This window comes from Xanthomonas campestris pv. campestris str. ATCC 33913 (genome assembly GCF_000007145.1).
Classification (GTDB): domain Bacteria; phylum Pseudomonadota; class Gammaproteobacteria; order Xanthomonadales; family Xanthomonadaceae; genus Xanthomonas; species Xanthomonas campestris.
The window spans coordinates 4,175,998-4,192,078 of record NC_003902.1 but is presented as its reverse complement, the minus strand read 5'-3'; the positions used below and the strand labels follow the sequence as shown (position 1 = coordinate 4,192,078).

The window sequence follows — 16,081 nt, the reverse complement described above, 5'->3', positions numbered from 1 at the left end:
CTTAGAAGTTCGCGCGCAGGTTGAACAATAGCCGCCGCGGTTCGCCCCAGTAGCCGGAATTGAAGAAGCCCACGTTGCGGTAATAAACCTTGTCGAACAGGTTGGTCACCGTCACGCCCACGCTCAGCTGCTCGTTGATGCGGTAGCGGCCCATCAGATCCACCAGTAGATAGCCGCCCTGGGTGACCCGCCCGCTGCGCGTGATCGGTGCGCCGGCCGCGGTGAAGCGCCCGGTGGGGATGGTCTGATTCTGATACACCGCGCTCTGCCAGCTGATCCCGCCGCCCAGGGTCCAGTCGCCGAACCGGTAGGTGGTGTTGAAGCGCGCCAGGTGCATCGGGCTGGTGGTGAACACCCGCGCGCCGCGCTGGTCGGTGCTGTAGGCGTAGGTGTAGCCGCCGGTCATGCTCCAGTCCGGGGTGATCGCGCCGGAGACTTCGAACTCGCCGCCCCAGGTTTCCACGCCCGACACCGCGCGATACGCAGAGCTGCCATCGGGCAGGCTGTTGGGCGCCACTTCCGGATCGATTTCGGCCACGTTGTCCTGTTGCATGTGGAAGCCGTTGAGCGCGGCGTAGAGCGCACCGCCAAAGAACTCGCCCTTGAAGCCGTACTCGAGATTGGCACCCACCACCGGATCCAGTTGCTGGTTGGTGCGGTCGCGCAGGTTCTGTGCCTGGAATACATCCGAATACGACACAAACGCCGAGAGGTGCCGGCTCAGGTCGTAGATCGCGCCCAGATACGGGGTGAGCGCATCGGCGTCGTAGTCGGCGCTGCGTCCGGTGAACTGGTTGGCCGGCGAATAGTTGTCCGTGGCGGTGTTCCAGCTGGAATACCGCCCACCGCCGATCAGCTTCAACGCATCGGTGGGATTGAGCCGCACGGCCGCGTAATAGCCTGTTTCCTGCGTGTTGGTGATGCTGCTGGGGATGCCGGCATTGGTGGTGGTCGGCCGGCCCACATCGCCATTCCAGTCGAAGATGCTGGGGAAGGCGGTCAGGCTGTAGGGACGCGCGGTGATGGCGGTGCGCAGCGTGCCGAGATCGCGGTCGTAGTGATTGGCGCCGACCACCAGTTCGTGCGCACGGCCCAACCATTGGAACGGGCCGGAGGCGTAGAGATCCAGCGCGTTCTCGCGGGTTTCCGACACGCCGTAGGTGTCGGACACGCGCAATCCCAACCCGGTGCGCGCATCGGCGAACGAGGCGCTGTTGGAGCCGGCAAACAGCAGGCTGTCGGTATCGGTGGCGCGATGGTTGTAGGCAAGCCGCCCGCTCCAGCCGCCGGCAAATTGCTGTTCCAGCGTTGCGAAGACATTGGTGCTTTCGCGCTCCCACCGGTTCCAGCGTGCTGCGGCGCTGTAGGAGCGCGGCAGCCGTGCCGGTGTGCCATCGCTGAAGAACAGCGGCGCGGCACTCCACGCACCGCCATCGGAGTGCGTGGCGAGGTGGTCGATGCCCGCGCGCAGCCGCGTGCTGTCGGTGAGGTCGGCTTCGAGCACGCCGTACATGCTGGGCGAGCGGTCCTGCTGGAAGCGCACCCAGCTGTCCTTTTCGGTGTAGGCGCCCACCACGCGGCCGCGCATGCGCCCGCCGGAGGTCAGCGGGCCGGCAACGTCCAGCTCGGCGCGGCGGTAATCCCATGAGCCAACATTGAGGCTGGTACTGGCCTGGAACGCCGTGGTGGGGCGCTTGCGCACCATGTTGACGGTGGCCGATGGATTACCCGAGCCGGTCACCAGGCCACTGGCGCCGCGCACCACTTCGATACGCTCGTAGATCGAGGTGTCGCTGAGGATCGAATTGCCGCCCGCGCCGGTGGTGTAGTTGGTCGGCACGCCATCGAACATGAAGTTGCTGATCGCAAATCCGCGCGCAGCGAACAGCGTGCGGTTGCTGTCGTAGGACTGCACGGTGACGCCTGGCGTCTGCTGCAACACCTCGGCGATGGTGATGAGGTTGAAGTCTTCGATGCGCTGGCGGGTGAATACCGTTAGCGATTGCGGCGTCTCGCGCAGCGTCAGCGGCAACTTGGTGGCGGTATTGGTGCCGCGCACCTGGTAGCCCTCGGTGCGGCCGGTCACCAGCACCTGGTCCAGCGTGTTTGCTGTCGGCGCGGGGGCATTGTCCTGTGCATGCGCGGCGGTGGCACACAACGCACCGGCGCACTGCAGCGCCAGCAACAGGCGGGAGTGGGCGCGCACGGAGCGTAGCAGGGCAACGGGCATGGACACACTCGGCAACGAAGGGGAGGGCACGCGCAAGCGGCAGGCACGGCGTTGCCGCCACTGGGTCAGGCACGTTGCGCAGCGCGTAAGTGAGAATGAATATTATTAAAGTTGCGCGCGGGCGTCGAGTACGTACGTGCTGTGCAACCCATCTAATGGCACGTGGCGTCGCCGCGCGGTGGCCTACACTCCGGGGCTGTCTTTGATCACACCGGGGTGCTGCAGTGAAGCGAGTTGGACTGGGAATGCTGGCAATGGCGGTCTCCACCGCACTGATGGCGGCAACGCCGACATTCGATGGCGCGCGCATCTCGCGTGACGTCAAGGAGCTGGCCTCCGACGCCTATGAAGGCCGCGGCCCGGCCACTGCCGGCGAAGACAAGACCATTGCCTACCTGAGCACGCAGTTTGCCGCGGCCGGTTTGCAGCCCGGTGGCGATCTCGCCGATGGCAAGCGCCTGTGGACGCAGGCGGTGCCGCTGCGGCGCGCCGATATCGTGGGCACGCCGCGTATTACGGTGCAGGGCGGCAGCGCGCCGCAGACCCTGACCCAAGGCAAGGAGATCGCGATCCGCGCGGCAATGGACGGCTCATCCAAGGTCGATATCGCCAACGCGCCGCTGGTGTTCGTCGGCTACGGCGTCAAGGCGCCGGAGCGCGACTGGGACGACTTCAAGGGTGTCGACCTCAAGGGCAAGATCGCCGTGGTGCTGATCAACGACCCGGATTTCGAGACCGGCAAGGGCGCCTTCGATGGCAAGGGCATGACCTACTACGGCCGCTGGACCTACAAGTACGAAGAAGGCGCGCGCCAGGGCGCACTCGGCGTGCTGGTGGTGCATGAAACCGCGCCAGCCTCCTACGGCTGGGACACCGTGGCCAGCTCCAACACCAACACCATGTTCGATGTGGTGCGCGACAACCCGCGCGCCGCGCATCCCACCTTGGAAGGCTGGGTCCAGCGTGATCTGGCCGCGCGTCTGTTCACGCAGGCCGGCCTGGATTTCGACACCTTGAAGAAGCAGGCGCAGACCCGCGCATTCAAGCCGGTGGAACTCAAGGGGCAACGCTTGAGTGCCAGCTACACGGTCAAGTCGGATGTGATCACCTCGCACAACGTGGTCGCGCGCCTGGAAGGCAGCACCCATCCCGACGAGACGCTGATCTACAGCGCGCACTGGGACCACATCGGCGTGGGCAAGCCCGATGCACGCGGCGACACCATCTTCAACGGCGCGCTGGACAACGCCAGCGGCACGGCCGCATTGCTGGAGCTGGCGCGCGGTTTCGCCAAGGGGCCGAAGCCGGAGCGCTCGGTGGTGTTCCTGGCGGTCACCGCCGAGGAAAAGGGCCTGCTCGGTTCGGAGTTCTACGCCTCCAAGCCGCTGTACCCGCTGGCGACCACGGTGGCGGTGATCAACATGGACGGCATGAACCCGTTCGTTCCCTCGCGCGATTTCGGTATCTACGGCACCGCCAAGCTGGAGTTGCTGGATCAACTCAAGACCGTCGCCGGGCAGTGGAAGCTGCGCTACACGCCCGATCCCAAGCCGGAGGCGGGCTACTTCTTCCGCTCCGATCATTTCTCCTTCGCCAAGCGTGGCGTGCCGGCGTTGTCGTATGCGGCCGGCCAGGATTGGGAAGTGGGCGGCGTGGCCGCAGGCAAGGCGGCATCGGACGACTACACCGCCAAGCGCTATCACCAGCAGGGCGATGAGTGGAAGCCGGACTGGAGCTTCGCCGGTGCCGCACGCGATCTGGGCATCCTCTACGCCCTGGGCCAGCAGCTTGCCGATGCGCGTACCTGGCCGAACTGGAGCAGCGATTCGGAGTTCCGCGCCACCCGCGACACCAGTGCGGACGCGCGCAAGTAACGCCGTGTAGCGACGCTGCTGCGTCACTATGTGGAGATGTAGGCTGCCGGCGCTCACTGCGCCGGCAGTAGCGCGCAGAGTTCGCGTGCGCGTTGCGGAGTGGTAGGCAAGGTTGCGTCAGCGATGGAGCACGCAGTGCGGCAATGGGAAGCCGTCCTGTGTGCATCGGCCCAGGCGTGCGTGGCATGGCGACGCACGGGCGAAGCCAGCTCCGCAATAGAACTGACGCCGCAATGTAGTTCGCGTGCTACCACCGCTGCCGATTGCACGGCCGGGATTCGGTGCATGCATCCCAGGCGCGTGAGCTACTGCCACGCGCATGTTCTGCAGTCTCCGAACAACAAGCAGGCTCCAAGCAACAAGCCTTGGACAAAGGCATCCGCACAACCACAGCGCCGCGGTGTGTCGCTTGCGGCGTGCATTCTCATCGCGACCGCTCGGCAGCCTCCGCATGACCTGGCCTGCACGCCCGGCTATCCAGCCCAACCGCAACGTAGTGAGGGATGACGCCCCACCCACGACACTCACATCTGTCCAAGGTGCATGCGTGCAGCACACCATCGACACCGCGCAGCCGCTGGCATTCGCAAACACAACGCAACTGCCGCAGCACGCCCGCCCACACGCAGTTGCTCCCAAACGTGACCACGCGCATGTCGCCTTCACCGCGCTCAGGTAAGGTCGGCGCAATCGCAGGCGGTGAGTGGAATGGAACAACAGCAACTCGTGTTTCTGGTCATCCTCGTGGTGGCACTGGTGCTGTTCATCAGCGAAAAGCTGCGGGTCGACCTGGTGGCCATGCTGGCGACGCTGGCGTTGACCCTCACCGGCATCCTCACCCCGACCCAGGCCTTGTCCGGGTTTTCCAGTGAGCCGGCGATCATTGTCGCGGCGGTGTTCGTGTTGTCGGCCGGCTTGTCGGCCACCGGCATCACCGACCGTATCGGCGCGGCGATCGGGCGCGCCGCCGGCGGGCGCGAGTGGCGCGCCATCGCGGTCACCATGCCGGCCACCGCGGCCCTGGCGGCGTTTTCGCACCATCTGATGATCACCGCGATGATGTTGCCGGTGATGATGCGGCTGGCCCGCGAGCAGAAGCTGGCCGCCTCGCGGCTGCTGATGCCGATGTCGCTGGCGGCCTCGTTGGGCACCACCTTGACCCTGATCAGCGCGCCGGCCTTTCTGCTCGCCAATGCCGCGCTGGAACGCGGCGGCCACGGGCGGCTGGACCTGTTCGCCATCACCCCGATCGGCGCGGTGCTGGTCGGCGTGGGCATGCTCTACATGCTCGCCGGGCGCTGGCTGCTGCCCAAGCGGCAGGGCGAAGACGATGGCGGCGCGGACTATCTGCGCCTGGAGCGCTATTACACCGAACTGCTGGTCGACGCCGATGCGCCCTGGGTGGGCCGGCCGCTGGCCGAGTTCGAGGCCGCGTTCACCGAACGGCTGCAGGTAGTGGATTGGTTGCGCAACGGCATGCGCCGGCGTCGCAGCAGCAACGAGGGCCTGCTGCGCGCCGGCGATGTGCTGCTGGTGCGCGCCTCGCCGGACGAGATCGCCTCGGTCAAGGATGAGCCGGGTTTGTCGTTGCATGCGGTGGCCAAGTACGGCGAGCAGCCGCGCGAGGATCGCACCGACCCGCAGCGCCCACACGAGGCACTGGGCGAAGAGCAGCTGGTGCAGGCGGTGGTGGCACCGCATTCGGAATTCGTCGGGCGCTCGGTGTCGCGTATCGATTTCCTGCACACCATGGGCGTGGTGGTGGTCGGGCTGTGGCGCAAGGAAGGCTGGCTGCATGGCGAGTTGTCCGAGCTGCAGCTGCAGGAAGGCGACCTGCTGGTGTTGTGGGGCCGTCAGCACACCTTCCAGCAACTGTCCCAGCACCGTGGCTTCTTGATGCTGATGCCGTTCGACGGCCGCCGCAGCCGGCGCCGGCGCGCACCGTTGGCAGTGGCCATCATGCTGGCCGCCGTCGCGGCGGCCGCGGCCGAGTGGCTGCCACCGCATATCGCCTTCCTGCTCGGCGCGGTGGCCATGGTGCTCACCCGTTGCGTGAGCATCGAACAGGCCTACGCCGAAATCGACGTGCGCATCTACGTGATGATTGCCGGGGTGATTCCGCTCGGCATGGCGATGGATCAGACCGGCACCGCGCGCTGGCTGGCCGAGCATGTGCTGGCGCACGCGCACGGCCTGTCGCCGCTGAGCCTGCTGCTGTTGATGTTTGCCGCCGCCGCGTTGCTGACGCAGGTGTTGTCCGATGCCGCCACCACGGTGCTGTTGACGCCGGTGGCGCTGGCCCTGGCGCAGGGGCTGGGATTGCCGCCGATTCCGTTCGTGGTGTGCACCGCGATGGGCGCGGTGGCCTCGTTCCTCACCCCGATCGGCCACCACGGCAACCTGCTGATCCTCAATCCCGGCCAGTACCGGTTTGCCGATTTCCTGCGCGTGGGCGTGCCGCTGACGGTGTTGATCGCGTTTGCCTCCGCATGGATGGCGCGCTATCTGTGGCTGGGCGGGCCGTTGCTGCCCTTCGCCTGGCCGTGACAGCCGGCGCGCCAGGCTGCAATCTGTTGGGGTAGCGTTCGGTCGCTGCGGCGTAGTCTGCCGCGCGGTCCTCGTCGGGAGGGGCGAAGACCGCAAACGGTGGCCTTCGGTTCCTTTAACGAACGATTCTTTAGGATGAGCCGCGACGTGAAGTCGCAGCCAGGAGAGCTTGTGCATTGGAGTTGTTCTACTGCGACGTGGTCGCACACCGTCGGGATCGCCCGTAACACGGTGCGCGTGGCAACGTTGCCGCGCACGCCATTGGCCATCTCGTTTCAGCCCGCAATGTCGCCGCAGATGCGCGACGGGCAGCCCTGATGGACGGCACCGTGACCCTTTCCCCTGCACCAACCGATCTACCTCCCGTCTCCAGCCTCGATGCCGGCCAGCCCACGCTGCCGCCGGAAGCGCCGCTGGCAATGCCCGAACAATCCCTGCGCGAAGGCAGCCTGCAGGTACGCCACCAGCGCACCTCGCCGATGGGCATCGGCCTGCGCCGCTTCTATCTGATCGGCGGCACGCTCACTGCCACCGCGGTGGCGGTGTGGGTGATGCTCAGCGTGCTGTGGCCCGGCGGCTTCAGCGTGCTGGAAGGCTGTTTGCTGGGCCTGTTCGTGTTGCTGTTCGCCTGGATTGCGATGTCCTTCGCCAGCGCGGTGGCCGGCTTCATCACCGTGGTCGCACGCGCCGGGCGCAAGCTCGGCATCGATCCGGATGCGCCGTTGCCCAGCCTGCACACGCGCACCGCGTTGCTGATGCCCACCTACAACGAAGACCCGCGCCGCCTGTTGGCCGGCCTGCAGGCGATCTACGAATCGGTCGCAGAAACCGGGCAACTGGAGCACTTCGATTTCTTCGTGCTCAGCGATACCACCCGCGAGCACATCGGCCGCGCCGAAGAACAGGTGTATGCCGAACTGTGTGACAGCGTCGGCGGGCATGGCCGCATCTTCTACCGCCGCCGCGCCGACAATGCCGCGCGCAAGGCCGGCAACGTGGCCGACTGGGTGCGCCGTTTTGGCGGCAACTACCCGCAGATGCTGATCCTGGACGCCGACAGCGTGATGACCGGCGACACCATCGTGCGCCTGGTCGCCGGCATGGAAGACAACCCGGACGTGGGCCTGATCCAGACCTTGCCGGCGGTGGTGAACGGGCAGACCCTGTTCGCCCGCATGCAGCAGTTCGGCGGCCGCGTGTACGGGCCGATCATCGCCTTCGGCGTGGCCTGGTGGCATGGCGCGGAAAGCAATTACTGGGGCCACAACGCCATCATCCGCACCCAGGCGTTTGCCGATCACGCCGGGCTGCCGTCGCTGCGTGGGCGCAAGCCCTTCGGCGGCCATGTGCTCAGCCATGACTTTGTCGAAGCGGCACTGATGCGGCGCGGCGGCTGGGCCATGCACATGGTGCCGTACCTGCAGGGCAGCTACGAAGAAGGCCCGCCCACGCTCACCGACCTGCTGGTCCGCGACCGCCGCTGGTGCCAGGGCAACCTGCAGCACGCCAAGGTGGTGGGCGCCAAGGGCCTGCACTGGATCAGCCGCATGCACATGATGATCGGCATCGGGCATTACTTCACCGCGCCGATGTGGGGCATGTTGATGCTGGTGGGCATCGGCATTCCGCTGGCAGGCGCAGGCATCGATCTTGCGCAGGGCCTGCCGTTCTCGCCGGCGCGCTACTGGCACGGCAGCAGCGACGGCAACGCGATCTGGATCTTCGTCTGCACCATGTTTGTGCTGCTCGCGCCCAAGCTGCTTGGCTATATCGCCCTGCTGCTCAACCCGCGCGAACGCCGCGCCTGCGGGGGTGCGATCCGCGCCGCGTTGAGCATCCTGCTGGAGACCGTGCTGGCGGCCTTGATGGCGCCGGTGGTGATGTACCTGCAATCGCGCGGCGTGTTCGAAGTGCTGGCCGGCAAGGATTCGGGTTGGGATGCGCAGGTGCGCGACGACGGCAAGCTGTCGTGGCCGGCATTGATCCGCAGCTATGGTGGCCTGAGCGTGTTCGGCCTGTTCATGGGCACGCTGGCCTACCTGGTGTCGCCGTCGCTGGCGGCGTGGATGGCGCCGGTGATCGTGGGCATGGTGGTGTCGATCCCGGTGGTGGCGGTGACCTCGCTGCGCCGCACCGGCCTGGCGCTGCGCCGCGCCGGCATCTTCTGCATCCCCGAAGAACTCGACCCGCCCAAGGTGCTGGTGCGTGCGTCCGAACTGCGCCGCGCCGCCGCGCTCGAACCGTCGCTGATCTGAGCGACCCACGGCGCGTGTCACCGCGGCCGCGCTCGCTGGCAGGCAGCAGCCGGCGCCACTGGCCGCCTTGCGCAGCGCGCTGAGCGCACAGGGACGCAAGGCATAATGCCCAGCCCTGTCACCGGAAGGTGGATGATGCTGGACGTGATTGAACGCGAGACCGGACCGAACCCCCAGTGGGCGGTGATCTGGCTGCATGGCCTGGGTGCGGACGGCAGCGACTTCGCGCCGATGGTGCCGGAATTGGTGCGCCCGCAGTGGCCGGCGCTGCGCTTCGTGTTCCCGCATGCGCCAATCCGCCCGATCACCATCAACAACGGCGTGCGCATGCGCGGCTGGTACGACATCGTCGGCATGGACTTTGCCCAGCGCGCGGACAAGGTCGGCATCGCCGAGTCGGTGGCCCAGGTCGAGGCCTTGATTGCCAACGAACAGGCGCGCGGCATTGCGCCCGACCGCATCCTGCTGGCCGGCTTCTCGCAAGGCGGCGCCGTCACCCTGGCGGTGGGCCTGCAGCGCCGCGTACCGTTGGCCGGGTTGATCGCCATGTCCACCTATCTGCCCGATCCGGCCGCCGCTGCCAGCCAACTGCAGCCGGGCGCGCTGGCGCAACCACTGTTCATGGCGCATGGCAGCGCCGACCCGGTGGTGCCTTACCGCGCCGGCGAACAGAGTGCGCAGGCCCTGCAGGCACTGGGGTTCACGCTGGAATGGCATAGCTACCCGATGGGCCACCAGGTCTGCGTGGAAGAGATCGACGCCCTGCGCGACTGGATGCAGGCGCGCTTCACCGCCGTCTGAGCCATGGCCCACACCGCGCCGCAGATCGCCTGGATGCCGGACCTGTGCCGGCTGCCACGCCTGGGCGCGATGCTCGGCCTGGCCGAGCTGGTGGTGCTGGTGGTGACCCTGGTGCCCGAAGCCGGCGCTGCGCGTAGCCTGACGCTGTCGCGCTTCGTGTCGGCCAGCGGCCTGGCGCTGTGGCTGGCCCTGGCGGTGAGCGTGCTGCTGTGCGTGCTGCGGCCGTCCTTGTCGCGGCTGCCGCCACGGCTGGGCGGGCTGGCTGCGTTGTCGATCGCCGCAGTGGTCGCCATGCTGGGTGCTGGCATCGTGCATGGCCTGTACGCGGTGCTCGACCAGGCCCCGCTCGGCCCGCTGGTCGGGTTCTGGCGTTTTACGCTCGGCAGTGCAGCCACGGTGGTGCTGATCACCGCGCTGGCGCTGCGCTATTTCTACGTCAGCGATCGTTGGGAGGCGCAGGTGCAGGCCAACGCCCGCGCCGAAGCCGATGCGCTGCAGGCGCGCATCCGCCCGCATTTCCTGTTCAACAGCATGAACCTCATCGCCAGCCTGCTGCGGCGCGACCCGGTGGTGGCCGAACAGGCAGTGCTGGACCTGTCGGACCTGTTCCGCGCCGCGTTGGGGGCGGGCGAGGGTGTGTCCACGCTGCGCGCCGAATGCGAGCTGGCCGAGCGTTACCTGGCCATCGAATCGCTGCGCCTGGGCGATCGTCTGCAGGTGCGCTGGCACAAGCAGGAACCGCTGCCGTGGGCGTTGCCCATGCCGCGGCTGGTGCTGCAGCCGCTGGTGGAAAACGCGGTGCTGCACGGGGTGTCGCGCATGCCCGAGGGCGGCACCTTGTACCTGTCGCTGCGGCAGCGAGGCAGCCAGTTGCAGATCCGTATCGTCAATCCGGCCCCGCAGCCCGGCACCCAGGCGCCGCTGGTGGTGGCGGGCGCCGGGCATGCCCAGGCCAGCATCTCGCACCGGTTGGCGTTTCAATTCGGTGCCGGGGCACGGATGGCGGCCGGCTGGTCGGAGGGCTACTATGCCTGCGAGATCACATTACCGTTGAAGTGAGGGGGAATCACTTCAGCGAGGGGGATGTCCATGACGGCCACGCAAGTGCGGGTCCTGATCGCCGATGACGAGCCACTGGCACGTGAGCGCCTGCGCCTGCTGCTGGGCGAGCATCTGCACGTGCAGGTGGTGGGCGAGGCCGAGAACGGCGAGCAGGTCCTGCAGCTGTGCGAGCAGCAGCAGCCGGACCTGGTGCTGCTGGACATCGCCATGCCCGGGGTCGACGGCCTGGAAACCGCGCGCCTGCTGCGCCAGCGCCCGCAACCGCCGGCGGTGGTGTTCTGCACCGCCTACGACCAGCACGCACTGTCGGCCTTCGATGCGGCCGCACTGGACTACCTGATGAAACCCGTGCGCCCCGAGCGCCTTGCTGCCGCGCTGCAACGCGTGGCGACCTACCTGGCCGGGCGCACCCCCAGCCTCGCGCCGGCCGCGCCGCTGCGCACCCACCTGTGCGCGCGGCTGCGCGGCAGCCTGCGGTTGATCGCGATCCAGGACGTCCGCTATCTGCAGGCGGAGGAGAAGTACGTCATCGTCCACCACGCCCGGGGCGAGGACCTCATCGAAGAGTCGCTCAAATCGCTGGAAGACGAATTCGCCGAGCGCCTGGTGCGCATCCACCGCAATTGCCTGGTCGCCCGCGAGGAGCTGGTGGAACTGCGCCGCAGCGGCGATGGCCAGGTGCATGCGGTGCTGCGCAACGTGCCGCAGACCCTGGAAGTGAGCCGGCGCTGTGTGGCCAGCCTGCGCGAACAACTGCGCCAGGTATGAGTTGGGCGTCGTGTCCGCGATAATGGCGGCATGACCACGCTGCGCATCGCCACCCGTAAGAGCCCGCTTGCCCTCTGGCAGAGCGAACACGTCGCCACCGCGCTGCGCCAGCACCACCCCGGGCTGGAGGTCGTGCTGGTGCCGATGAGCACCCGCGGCGATGAAGTGCTGGACCGCTCGCTGGCCGCCATCGGCGGCAAGGGCCTGTTCCTCAAGGAACTGGAGCTGGCCATGCTGCGCGGCGAGGCCGATTGCGCCGTGCACTCGCTCAAGGACGTGCCGATGGAGCTGGACGCGCCGTTCGTGCTGCCGGCCATCCTGGAACGCGGCGACCCGGCCGATGCGCTGGTGTCCAACCTCTACGCCACCTTGCAGGCCCTGCCGCTGGGCGCACGCGTGGGTACCTCGTCGTTACGCCGCCAGGCGCAGTTGCGCGCCGCGCGCCCGGACCTGGAATTGATCGACCTGCGCGGCAACGTCAACACCCGCCTGGCCAAGCTCGACAACGGCGGCTACGACGCCATCGTGCTGGCCTGCGCCGGACTGCAGCGGCTGGGCCTGGAAGCCCGCATCACCGCGCGGCTGGACGCACCGGAGTGGCTGCCCGCCCCGGCGCAGGGCGCGGTGGCGGTGGAATGCCGCGGCGACGATGCCCGCATCCACGACCTGCTGGCAGTGCTGGATGCCGGCCGCACGCGCGCCTGCGTCGAGGCCGAGCGCGCGATGAATCGCGCCCTGCACGGCAGTTGCCACGTGCCGGTGGCTGCCTTCGCGCGCTGGGAAGGCGAGGACCTGTTCCTGCAGGGCATGGTGGGCAGTGCCAGCGACGGCCGCCTGATCCACGCCGAGGCGCACGGCAGCCCTGACGCTACCGAAGACCTCGGCCGCCTCGTCGCCGACGGCCTGTTCGAAAAGGGCGCCGCACAGCTGCTGGCGGAGCTGTAAGCGCTAGCCAGACCGTAGGAGCGGCCTTGGCCGCGAACGCATTACCGATAACACCGACGCTGACACCTGATCGGCAGAGCCCTCGCGGCCAAGGCCGCTCCTACGCCAGCGGTTCATTGTTGCTGCATGGCTGATGGCGAGATGCAGAGATTTGCCTAGGACATCACGTCATCGCCGATGGCGTACCCGAGGAGCGCCACCGCAGCTGCCGCGGCCCTGCAAGCCGCCAGCCATCTCGTAGGAGCGGCCTTGGCCGCGAACGCGTTACCGATCACACCTGCGCGTAATCGATAAAAACCCTTGCAGCCAACGCCGCTCCTACAAAGCGCAATGGCTTACTTGAACGTGTAGACCAGGTTCACCGTGGTCAGCGTGTCGGTCTTCTTGTCGCCCTCACTGACGTCGCTGTTGTGGCGCATCTGCCAGGCGGCCTTGAGTGCGAAGTGCGAATTCATGCTGACCTGCACGCCGAAATCGTTCTGCGCGTAGGTGTTGTATTCGCCCGATTCCACCAGCAGCGTGTTGATCAGATCGGTGTTGTCGGTGACGGTGTATTTCAGGTCGAACAGACCACGGCCGATCAGCCCGGTCTCGTTGCGGTCGTCGTCGCTGTTGTGTGCGCGGCGGATACCCGGGCCGATCTGCGCATCCAGATAAAAACGATCGGCATCGATCAGGCGCGTGCCGTAACCGATACCGAAGGTGGCCAGGCGGTCGTAGGTGGCGAAGTCATCGTGTTCGTAGCGGCCGGTCGCGGTGAGCTGGCGGTGTTCGCCCAGCTGCAGCGCGCTGCCGGCACTGCCGGTGTAGCGCTCGGCGGTGGTCTGGCGCTCGCGCGTCACGCTGCCGTCGTCGTTGGTATTGGTGTATTCCGAGCTCGAGCGCAGCGCGGTGGCATCCAGGCTGTGGATCCAGTCGCCATCGGTGTAGCGCAGGCGGATGCGCCCGTTGAGGCTGTCGGTGGTGCTGTTGCCGTGCGCGGACGCATAGCCGAGCTCGCCACTGCTGCCGCTCCACGGCGAGGGCATCAAGGCAGCGGCCGGGTCTGCCGGCGCCGGTGCGATCGCCTGGGCCCAGACGGTGGGCGTGATCAACAACAGCGGCAACAGGGCAGACAACGGGGCACGGCGTGACATGGGCGGCACTCTTGGAGACGAAAGGGAAGGCAGAGAGGTGAAAGCGATTTCATGATAACGGACTGGGCGACCGCGTCAGGACCGGGTGAAGCCGCGCTTCATTGGCGGTTCGGGCGATCGGCGCGCCGCGCCCCCTGCGCCGGGCCGGGTAGGCAGGCGTTGCGCGCGGTGTGGATGCTCACCCCGCCGCGCGAAGACTCGGACATAATCAGCGCATGGACCGCTACGAACGTATCAACGCCCTGCATCGCCTGCTCAAGTCGGCCCGCTACCCGGTCACGGTGGCGCGCCTGCAAGATGAGCTGAGCTGTTCCCGCGCCACCGTTTACCGCGACCTGGCCTTTCTGCGCGATGCGCTGATGGCCCCGGTGGAGGGCGACGGCGAATCCGGCTTCCGCTATCTGTCTGGCGAAAGCGACCGCTTCGAGCTGCCGGGCCTGTGGCTGAGTTCCGAAGAACTGCACGCCTTGCTGGCCTCGCAGCAGCTGCTGTCGCGGACCGGCGGAGGCGTGCTCTCCTCGATGCTGGCACCGCTGCAGCAGCGGATCGAAGGCCTGCTCGCTGCCCAGGCCGGCGTCTCGCAGTGGCCGGTGGACCGGGTCCGGGTGATCCCGCACCGCGGCCGCAAGCTCGACGAAGCCAGCTTCCGCAGCGTGGCTTCGGCAGTGCTGGAGCGCAAGCAGTTGAGTTTCGACTACCGCGCCCGCTCCACCGACGAATCGACCAAGCGCACGGTGTCGCCGCAGCGCATTACCCATTACCGCGACAACTGGTACCTGGATGCGTGGGACCACGGCCGCGAAGGCGTGCGCAGCTTTGCGGTGGACCGTATCAACCACGCGCGCATCATCGATACCACCGCGCGCGACGTGCCCGACAGCGAACTGGATGCGCAGCTGGGCGCCAGCTACGGCATTTTTTCGGGCGCGCCCAAGGGCTGGGCCACCATCGTGTTCAGCGCCAAGGCCGCGCGCTGGGTGGCCGACGAACACTGGCATTCCAAGCAGCAAGGGCGCTTCCTGCCCGACGGCCGTTACGAACTGAAGGTGCCGTACAGCGTCTCGCGCGAGCTGCTGATGGATGTGCTGCACTACGGCTCGGACGCGGAAATCGTCGAGCCGATGTCGTTGCGCGAGCAGGCCAAATCGCTGCTATCGCTGGCGTTGAGTAATTACGACTAAGCGCGGCTAACGGTACGTAGCGGGCAGTTGTCAGGTGGGTGCGGGCGGCGCGGAAGAACCGGACCGTACGTGGATACATGCCGGTTTCGAGCACCGGGCGCGCGCCCTGGCGGCTGCGCAGTCGTTTTGATCGCGGCTCCAAGCCCGGCGGGCAACGCCGGGGAGCGCACGCTGGCATGGCCGCGTGCGCGGGCGCCAATCAGCGCTTGTCGGGGACTTCGAAGCCCAGCCGGCCTACCTGTTCGGGCAGCTGCGGCACGCGCTTGAGTTTGTCGGTGTAGATGGCGTAGTCGTCGCGCATCTTGTTGACCAGGGTGCGGTACTGGTCGCGGCTCATGTCCGGCTTGCGCGCGAAGATCCAGGCCAGATCGCGGCCGGGGTAGGAGATCAGCATCCACGACCCGTCGGGTGCAATTTCCAGGATGCGCTGCTTGGCCGGAATGACCTTGTAGAACCACACCCGCCAATCGCGGTTGCCGCTGTCCGCGTCCACCGAGGCGCGCGCGTTGACTTCCTTTTCCGGCTCCTCGAAGCCTTCGCGGTAGCGATAGCGCACCGCCACCTTGCCGTCTTCCACCAGGGTGTATTCGTCGCGGCTGGCCACATGGCCGCGCTCGACCGGGTTGGGCATGCGTGCAATCACGTACCAGGTGCCCATGATCTTGGACAGATCGATCGGCCGCTCCGTGGTCGGTGTGTCCTTGGCCTGCGCCGTGGGCAGGCCAAGCACGAGCAGGAAAGCGAGGGCGATCGAAACGGTCAGGCGCATCGCAAAGTCACAGAGGGTCAGTTGGGTCAGCACACTACCGCATGCAGGGGGCAAGTTCGCGTCAACGGTTGCGCCTGGCGTCGACAAACGCCGCTGGACCGGCCGGGCGCGCGTGCCAGCCGCGCTAGTGGACGGCAGCCAGATGACGGAGCCGCGACAGTGGCGGCGCTGATCGCTGACCGCGGGCCGGTGGATGCAGCTGCGCATGCCGCATCAGCTTGATCTGGCTGATCAGCCCGCGTGACGGCGACGCGTTGGGGAGGGCTGGGGGCGGTTGATGCATGCAGTGGGACAGCGCCAGTGCTGGGGCCAGCCGCCGCCTGTCTTGGATGGCCCTGCGCATTGCGGCACTTAGGTAGAACTGCGCTACTGGCGACGCGTGGGTAACGGCCGTGGTGTGCGGTTGGTGCCGGAACCGGAAACCGCGCGAGTGCTGGTCCAGCCAGGCTTGCTCAGCGTTGCGCGGCCTACGCACGGCGGAAGTCCATCAGTGTCGCAGCGGCGGCGGGAACA

The 16,081-nt window shown here is 67.3% G+C and carries 11 protein-coding genes and 1 other RNA gene; 8 read left to right on the top strand and 4 right to left on the bottom strand.

Going from position 1 to position 16,081, the window contains the following annotated elements:
• Position 1: 1 nt before the first annotated feature.
• The gene (locus XCC_RS18215) at positions 2–2,230 is read right to left on the bottom strand and encodes a TonB-dependent siderophore receptor (protein WP_019237219.1); all 2,229 of its coding nucleotides are present in this window, start codon (positions 2,228–2,230) and stop codon (positions 2–4) included.
• A 224-nt stretch (positions 2,231–2,454) separates the two neighbouring features.
• On the opposite strand from XCC_RS18215, the gene XCC_RS18210 reads away from it, so the two are divergent.
• From XCC_RS18210 to hemC, 7 genes are all read left to right on the top strand, one after another.
• A complete protein-coding gene (locus XCC_RS18210; RefSeq protein WP_011038609.1) occupies positions 2,455–4,104 on the top strand; it encodes a M28 family metallopeptidase in 1,650 nt (549 codons plus the stop codon).
• Positions 4,105–4,812: 708 nt separating this feature from the next.
• Positions 4,813–6,651, top strand: coding sequence for an SLC13 family permease (locus tag XCC_RS18205; protein WP_014509050.1), 1,839 nt, complete (start codon positions 4,813–4,815; stop codon positions 6,649–6,651).
• A 317-nt stretch (positions 6,652–6,968) separates the two neighbouring features.
• The gene (mdoH, locus tag XCC_RS18200) at positions 6,969–8,906 is read left to right on the top strand and encodes a glucans biosynthesis glucosyltransferase MdoH (RefSeq protein WP_011038607.1); all 1,938 of its coding nucleotides are present in this window, start codon (positions 6,969–6,971) and stop codon (positions 8,904–8,906) included.
• Between the two features lie 132 nt (positions 8,907–9,038).
• On the top strand, positions 9,039–9,707 hold the full coding sequence (locus XCC_RS18195) for an alpha/beta hydrolase (RefSeq protein WP_019237217.1): 669 nt from the start codon (positions 9,039–9,041) through the stop codon (positions 9,705–9,707).
• A 3-nt stretch (positions 9,708–9,710) separates the two neighbouring features.
• A complete protein-coding gene (locus XCC_RS18190) occupies positions 9,711–10,766 on the top strand; it encodes a sensor histidine kinase (protein WP_011038605.1) in 1,056 nt (351 codons plus the stop codon).
• Positions 10,767–10,796: 30 nt separating this feature from the next.
• Positions 10,797–11,537 carry a LytR/AlgR family response regulator transcription factor gene (locus XCC_RS18185; RefSeq protein ID WP_014509046.1) on the top strand — a complete coding sequence of 247 codons (741 nt, stop codon included), beginning with the start codon at positions 10,797–10,799 and terminating at the stop codon, positions 11,535–11,537.
• 30 nt (positions 11,538–11,567) lie between these two features.
• A complete protein-coding gene (gene hemC, locus XCC_RS18180) occupies positions 11,568–12,482 on the top strand; it encodes a hydroxymethylbilane synthase (protein WP_011038603.1) in 915 nt (304 codons plus the stop codon).
• Between the two features lie 335 nt (positions 12,483–12,817).
• On the opposite strand, the gene XCC_RS18175 is transcribed toward hemC, so the two are convergent.
• A complete protein-coding gene (locus XCC_RS18175) occupies positions 12,818–13,618 on the bottom strand; it encodes a DUF481 domain-containing protein (protein ID WP_011038602.1) in 801 nt (266 codons plus the stop codon).
• 215 nt (positions 13,619–13,833) lie between these two features.
• Between XCC_RS18175 and XCC_RS18170 the strand changes: the two genes are divergently transcribed.
• Positions 13,834–14,799, top strand: a complete 966-nt coding sequence (locus tag XCC_RS18170; protein ID WP_011038601.1) for a helix-turn-helix transcriptional regulator — start codon at positions 13,834–13,836, stop codon at positions 14,797–14,799.
• A 4-nt stretch (positions 14,800–14,803) separates the two neighbouring features.
• Here XCC_RS18170 and XCC_RS18165 read toward each other — a convergent pair.
• Both XCC_RS18165 and XCC_RS18160 read right to left on the bottom strand, forming a co-directional pair.
• A non-coding RNA gene (locus tag XCC_RS18165) (sX9 sRNA) lies at positions 14,804–14,878 on the bottom strand.
• 120 nt (positions 14,879–14,998) lie between these two features.
• Positions 14,999–15,568 (bottom strand): lipocalin family protein, encoded by a 570-nt coding sequence (locus tag XCC_RS18160; protein WP_011038600.1) that lies wholly within the window; start codon positions 15,566–15,568, stop codon positions 14,999–15,001.
• Positions 15,569–16,081: the final 513 nt, after the last annotated feature.

Excerpts from the sequence above, each read along its gene's own strand:
- XCC_RS18185 (WP_014509046.1), top strand. The coding sequence starts at position 10,797 with ATGACGGCCACGCAAGTGCGGGTCCTGATCGCCGATGACGAGCCACTG.
- XCC_RS18170 (WP_011038601.1), top strand. The coding sequence starts at position 13,834 with ATGGACCGCTACGAACGTATCAACGCCCTGCATCGCCTGCTCAAGTCG.
- mdoH (WP_011038607.1), top strand. The coding sequence starts at position 6,969 with ATGGACGGCACCGTGACCCTTTCCCCTGCACCAACCGATCTACCTCCC.
- XCC_RS18205 (WP_014509050.1), top strand. The coding sequence starts at position 4,813 with ATGGAACAACAGCAACTCGTGTTTCTGGTCATCCTCGTGGTGGCACTG.
- XCC_RS18215 (WP_019237219.1), bottom strand. The coding sequence starts at position 2,230 with ATGCCCGTTGCCCTGCTACGCTCCGTGCGCGCCCACTCCCGCCTGTTG.
- XCC_RS18160 (WP_011038600.1), bottom strand. The coding sequence starts at position 15,568 with ATGCGCCTGACCGTTTCGATCGCCCTCGCTTTCCTGCTCGTGCTTGGC.
- XCC_RS18195 (WP_019237217.1), top strand. The coding sequence starts at position 9,039 with ATGATGCTGGACGTGATTGAACGCGAGACCGGACCGAACCCCCAGTGG.
- XCC_RS18190 (WP_011038605.1), top strand. The coding sequence starts at position 9,711 with ATGGCCCACACCGCGCCGCAGATCGCCTGGATGCCGGACCTGTGCCGG.
- XCC_RS18175 (WP_011038602.1), bottom strand. The coding sequence starts at position 13,618 with ATGTCACGCCGTGCCCCGTTGTCTGCCCTGTTGCCGCTGTTGTTGATC.
- hemC (WP_011038603.1), top strand. The coding sequence starts at position 11,568 with ATGACCACGCTGCGCATCGCCACCCGTAAGAGCCCGCTTGCCCTCTGG.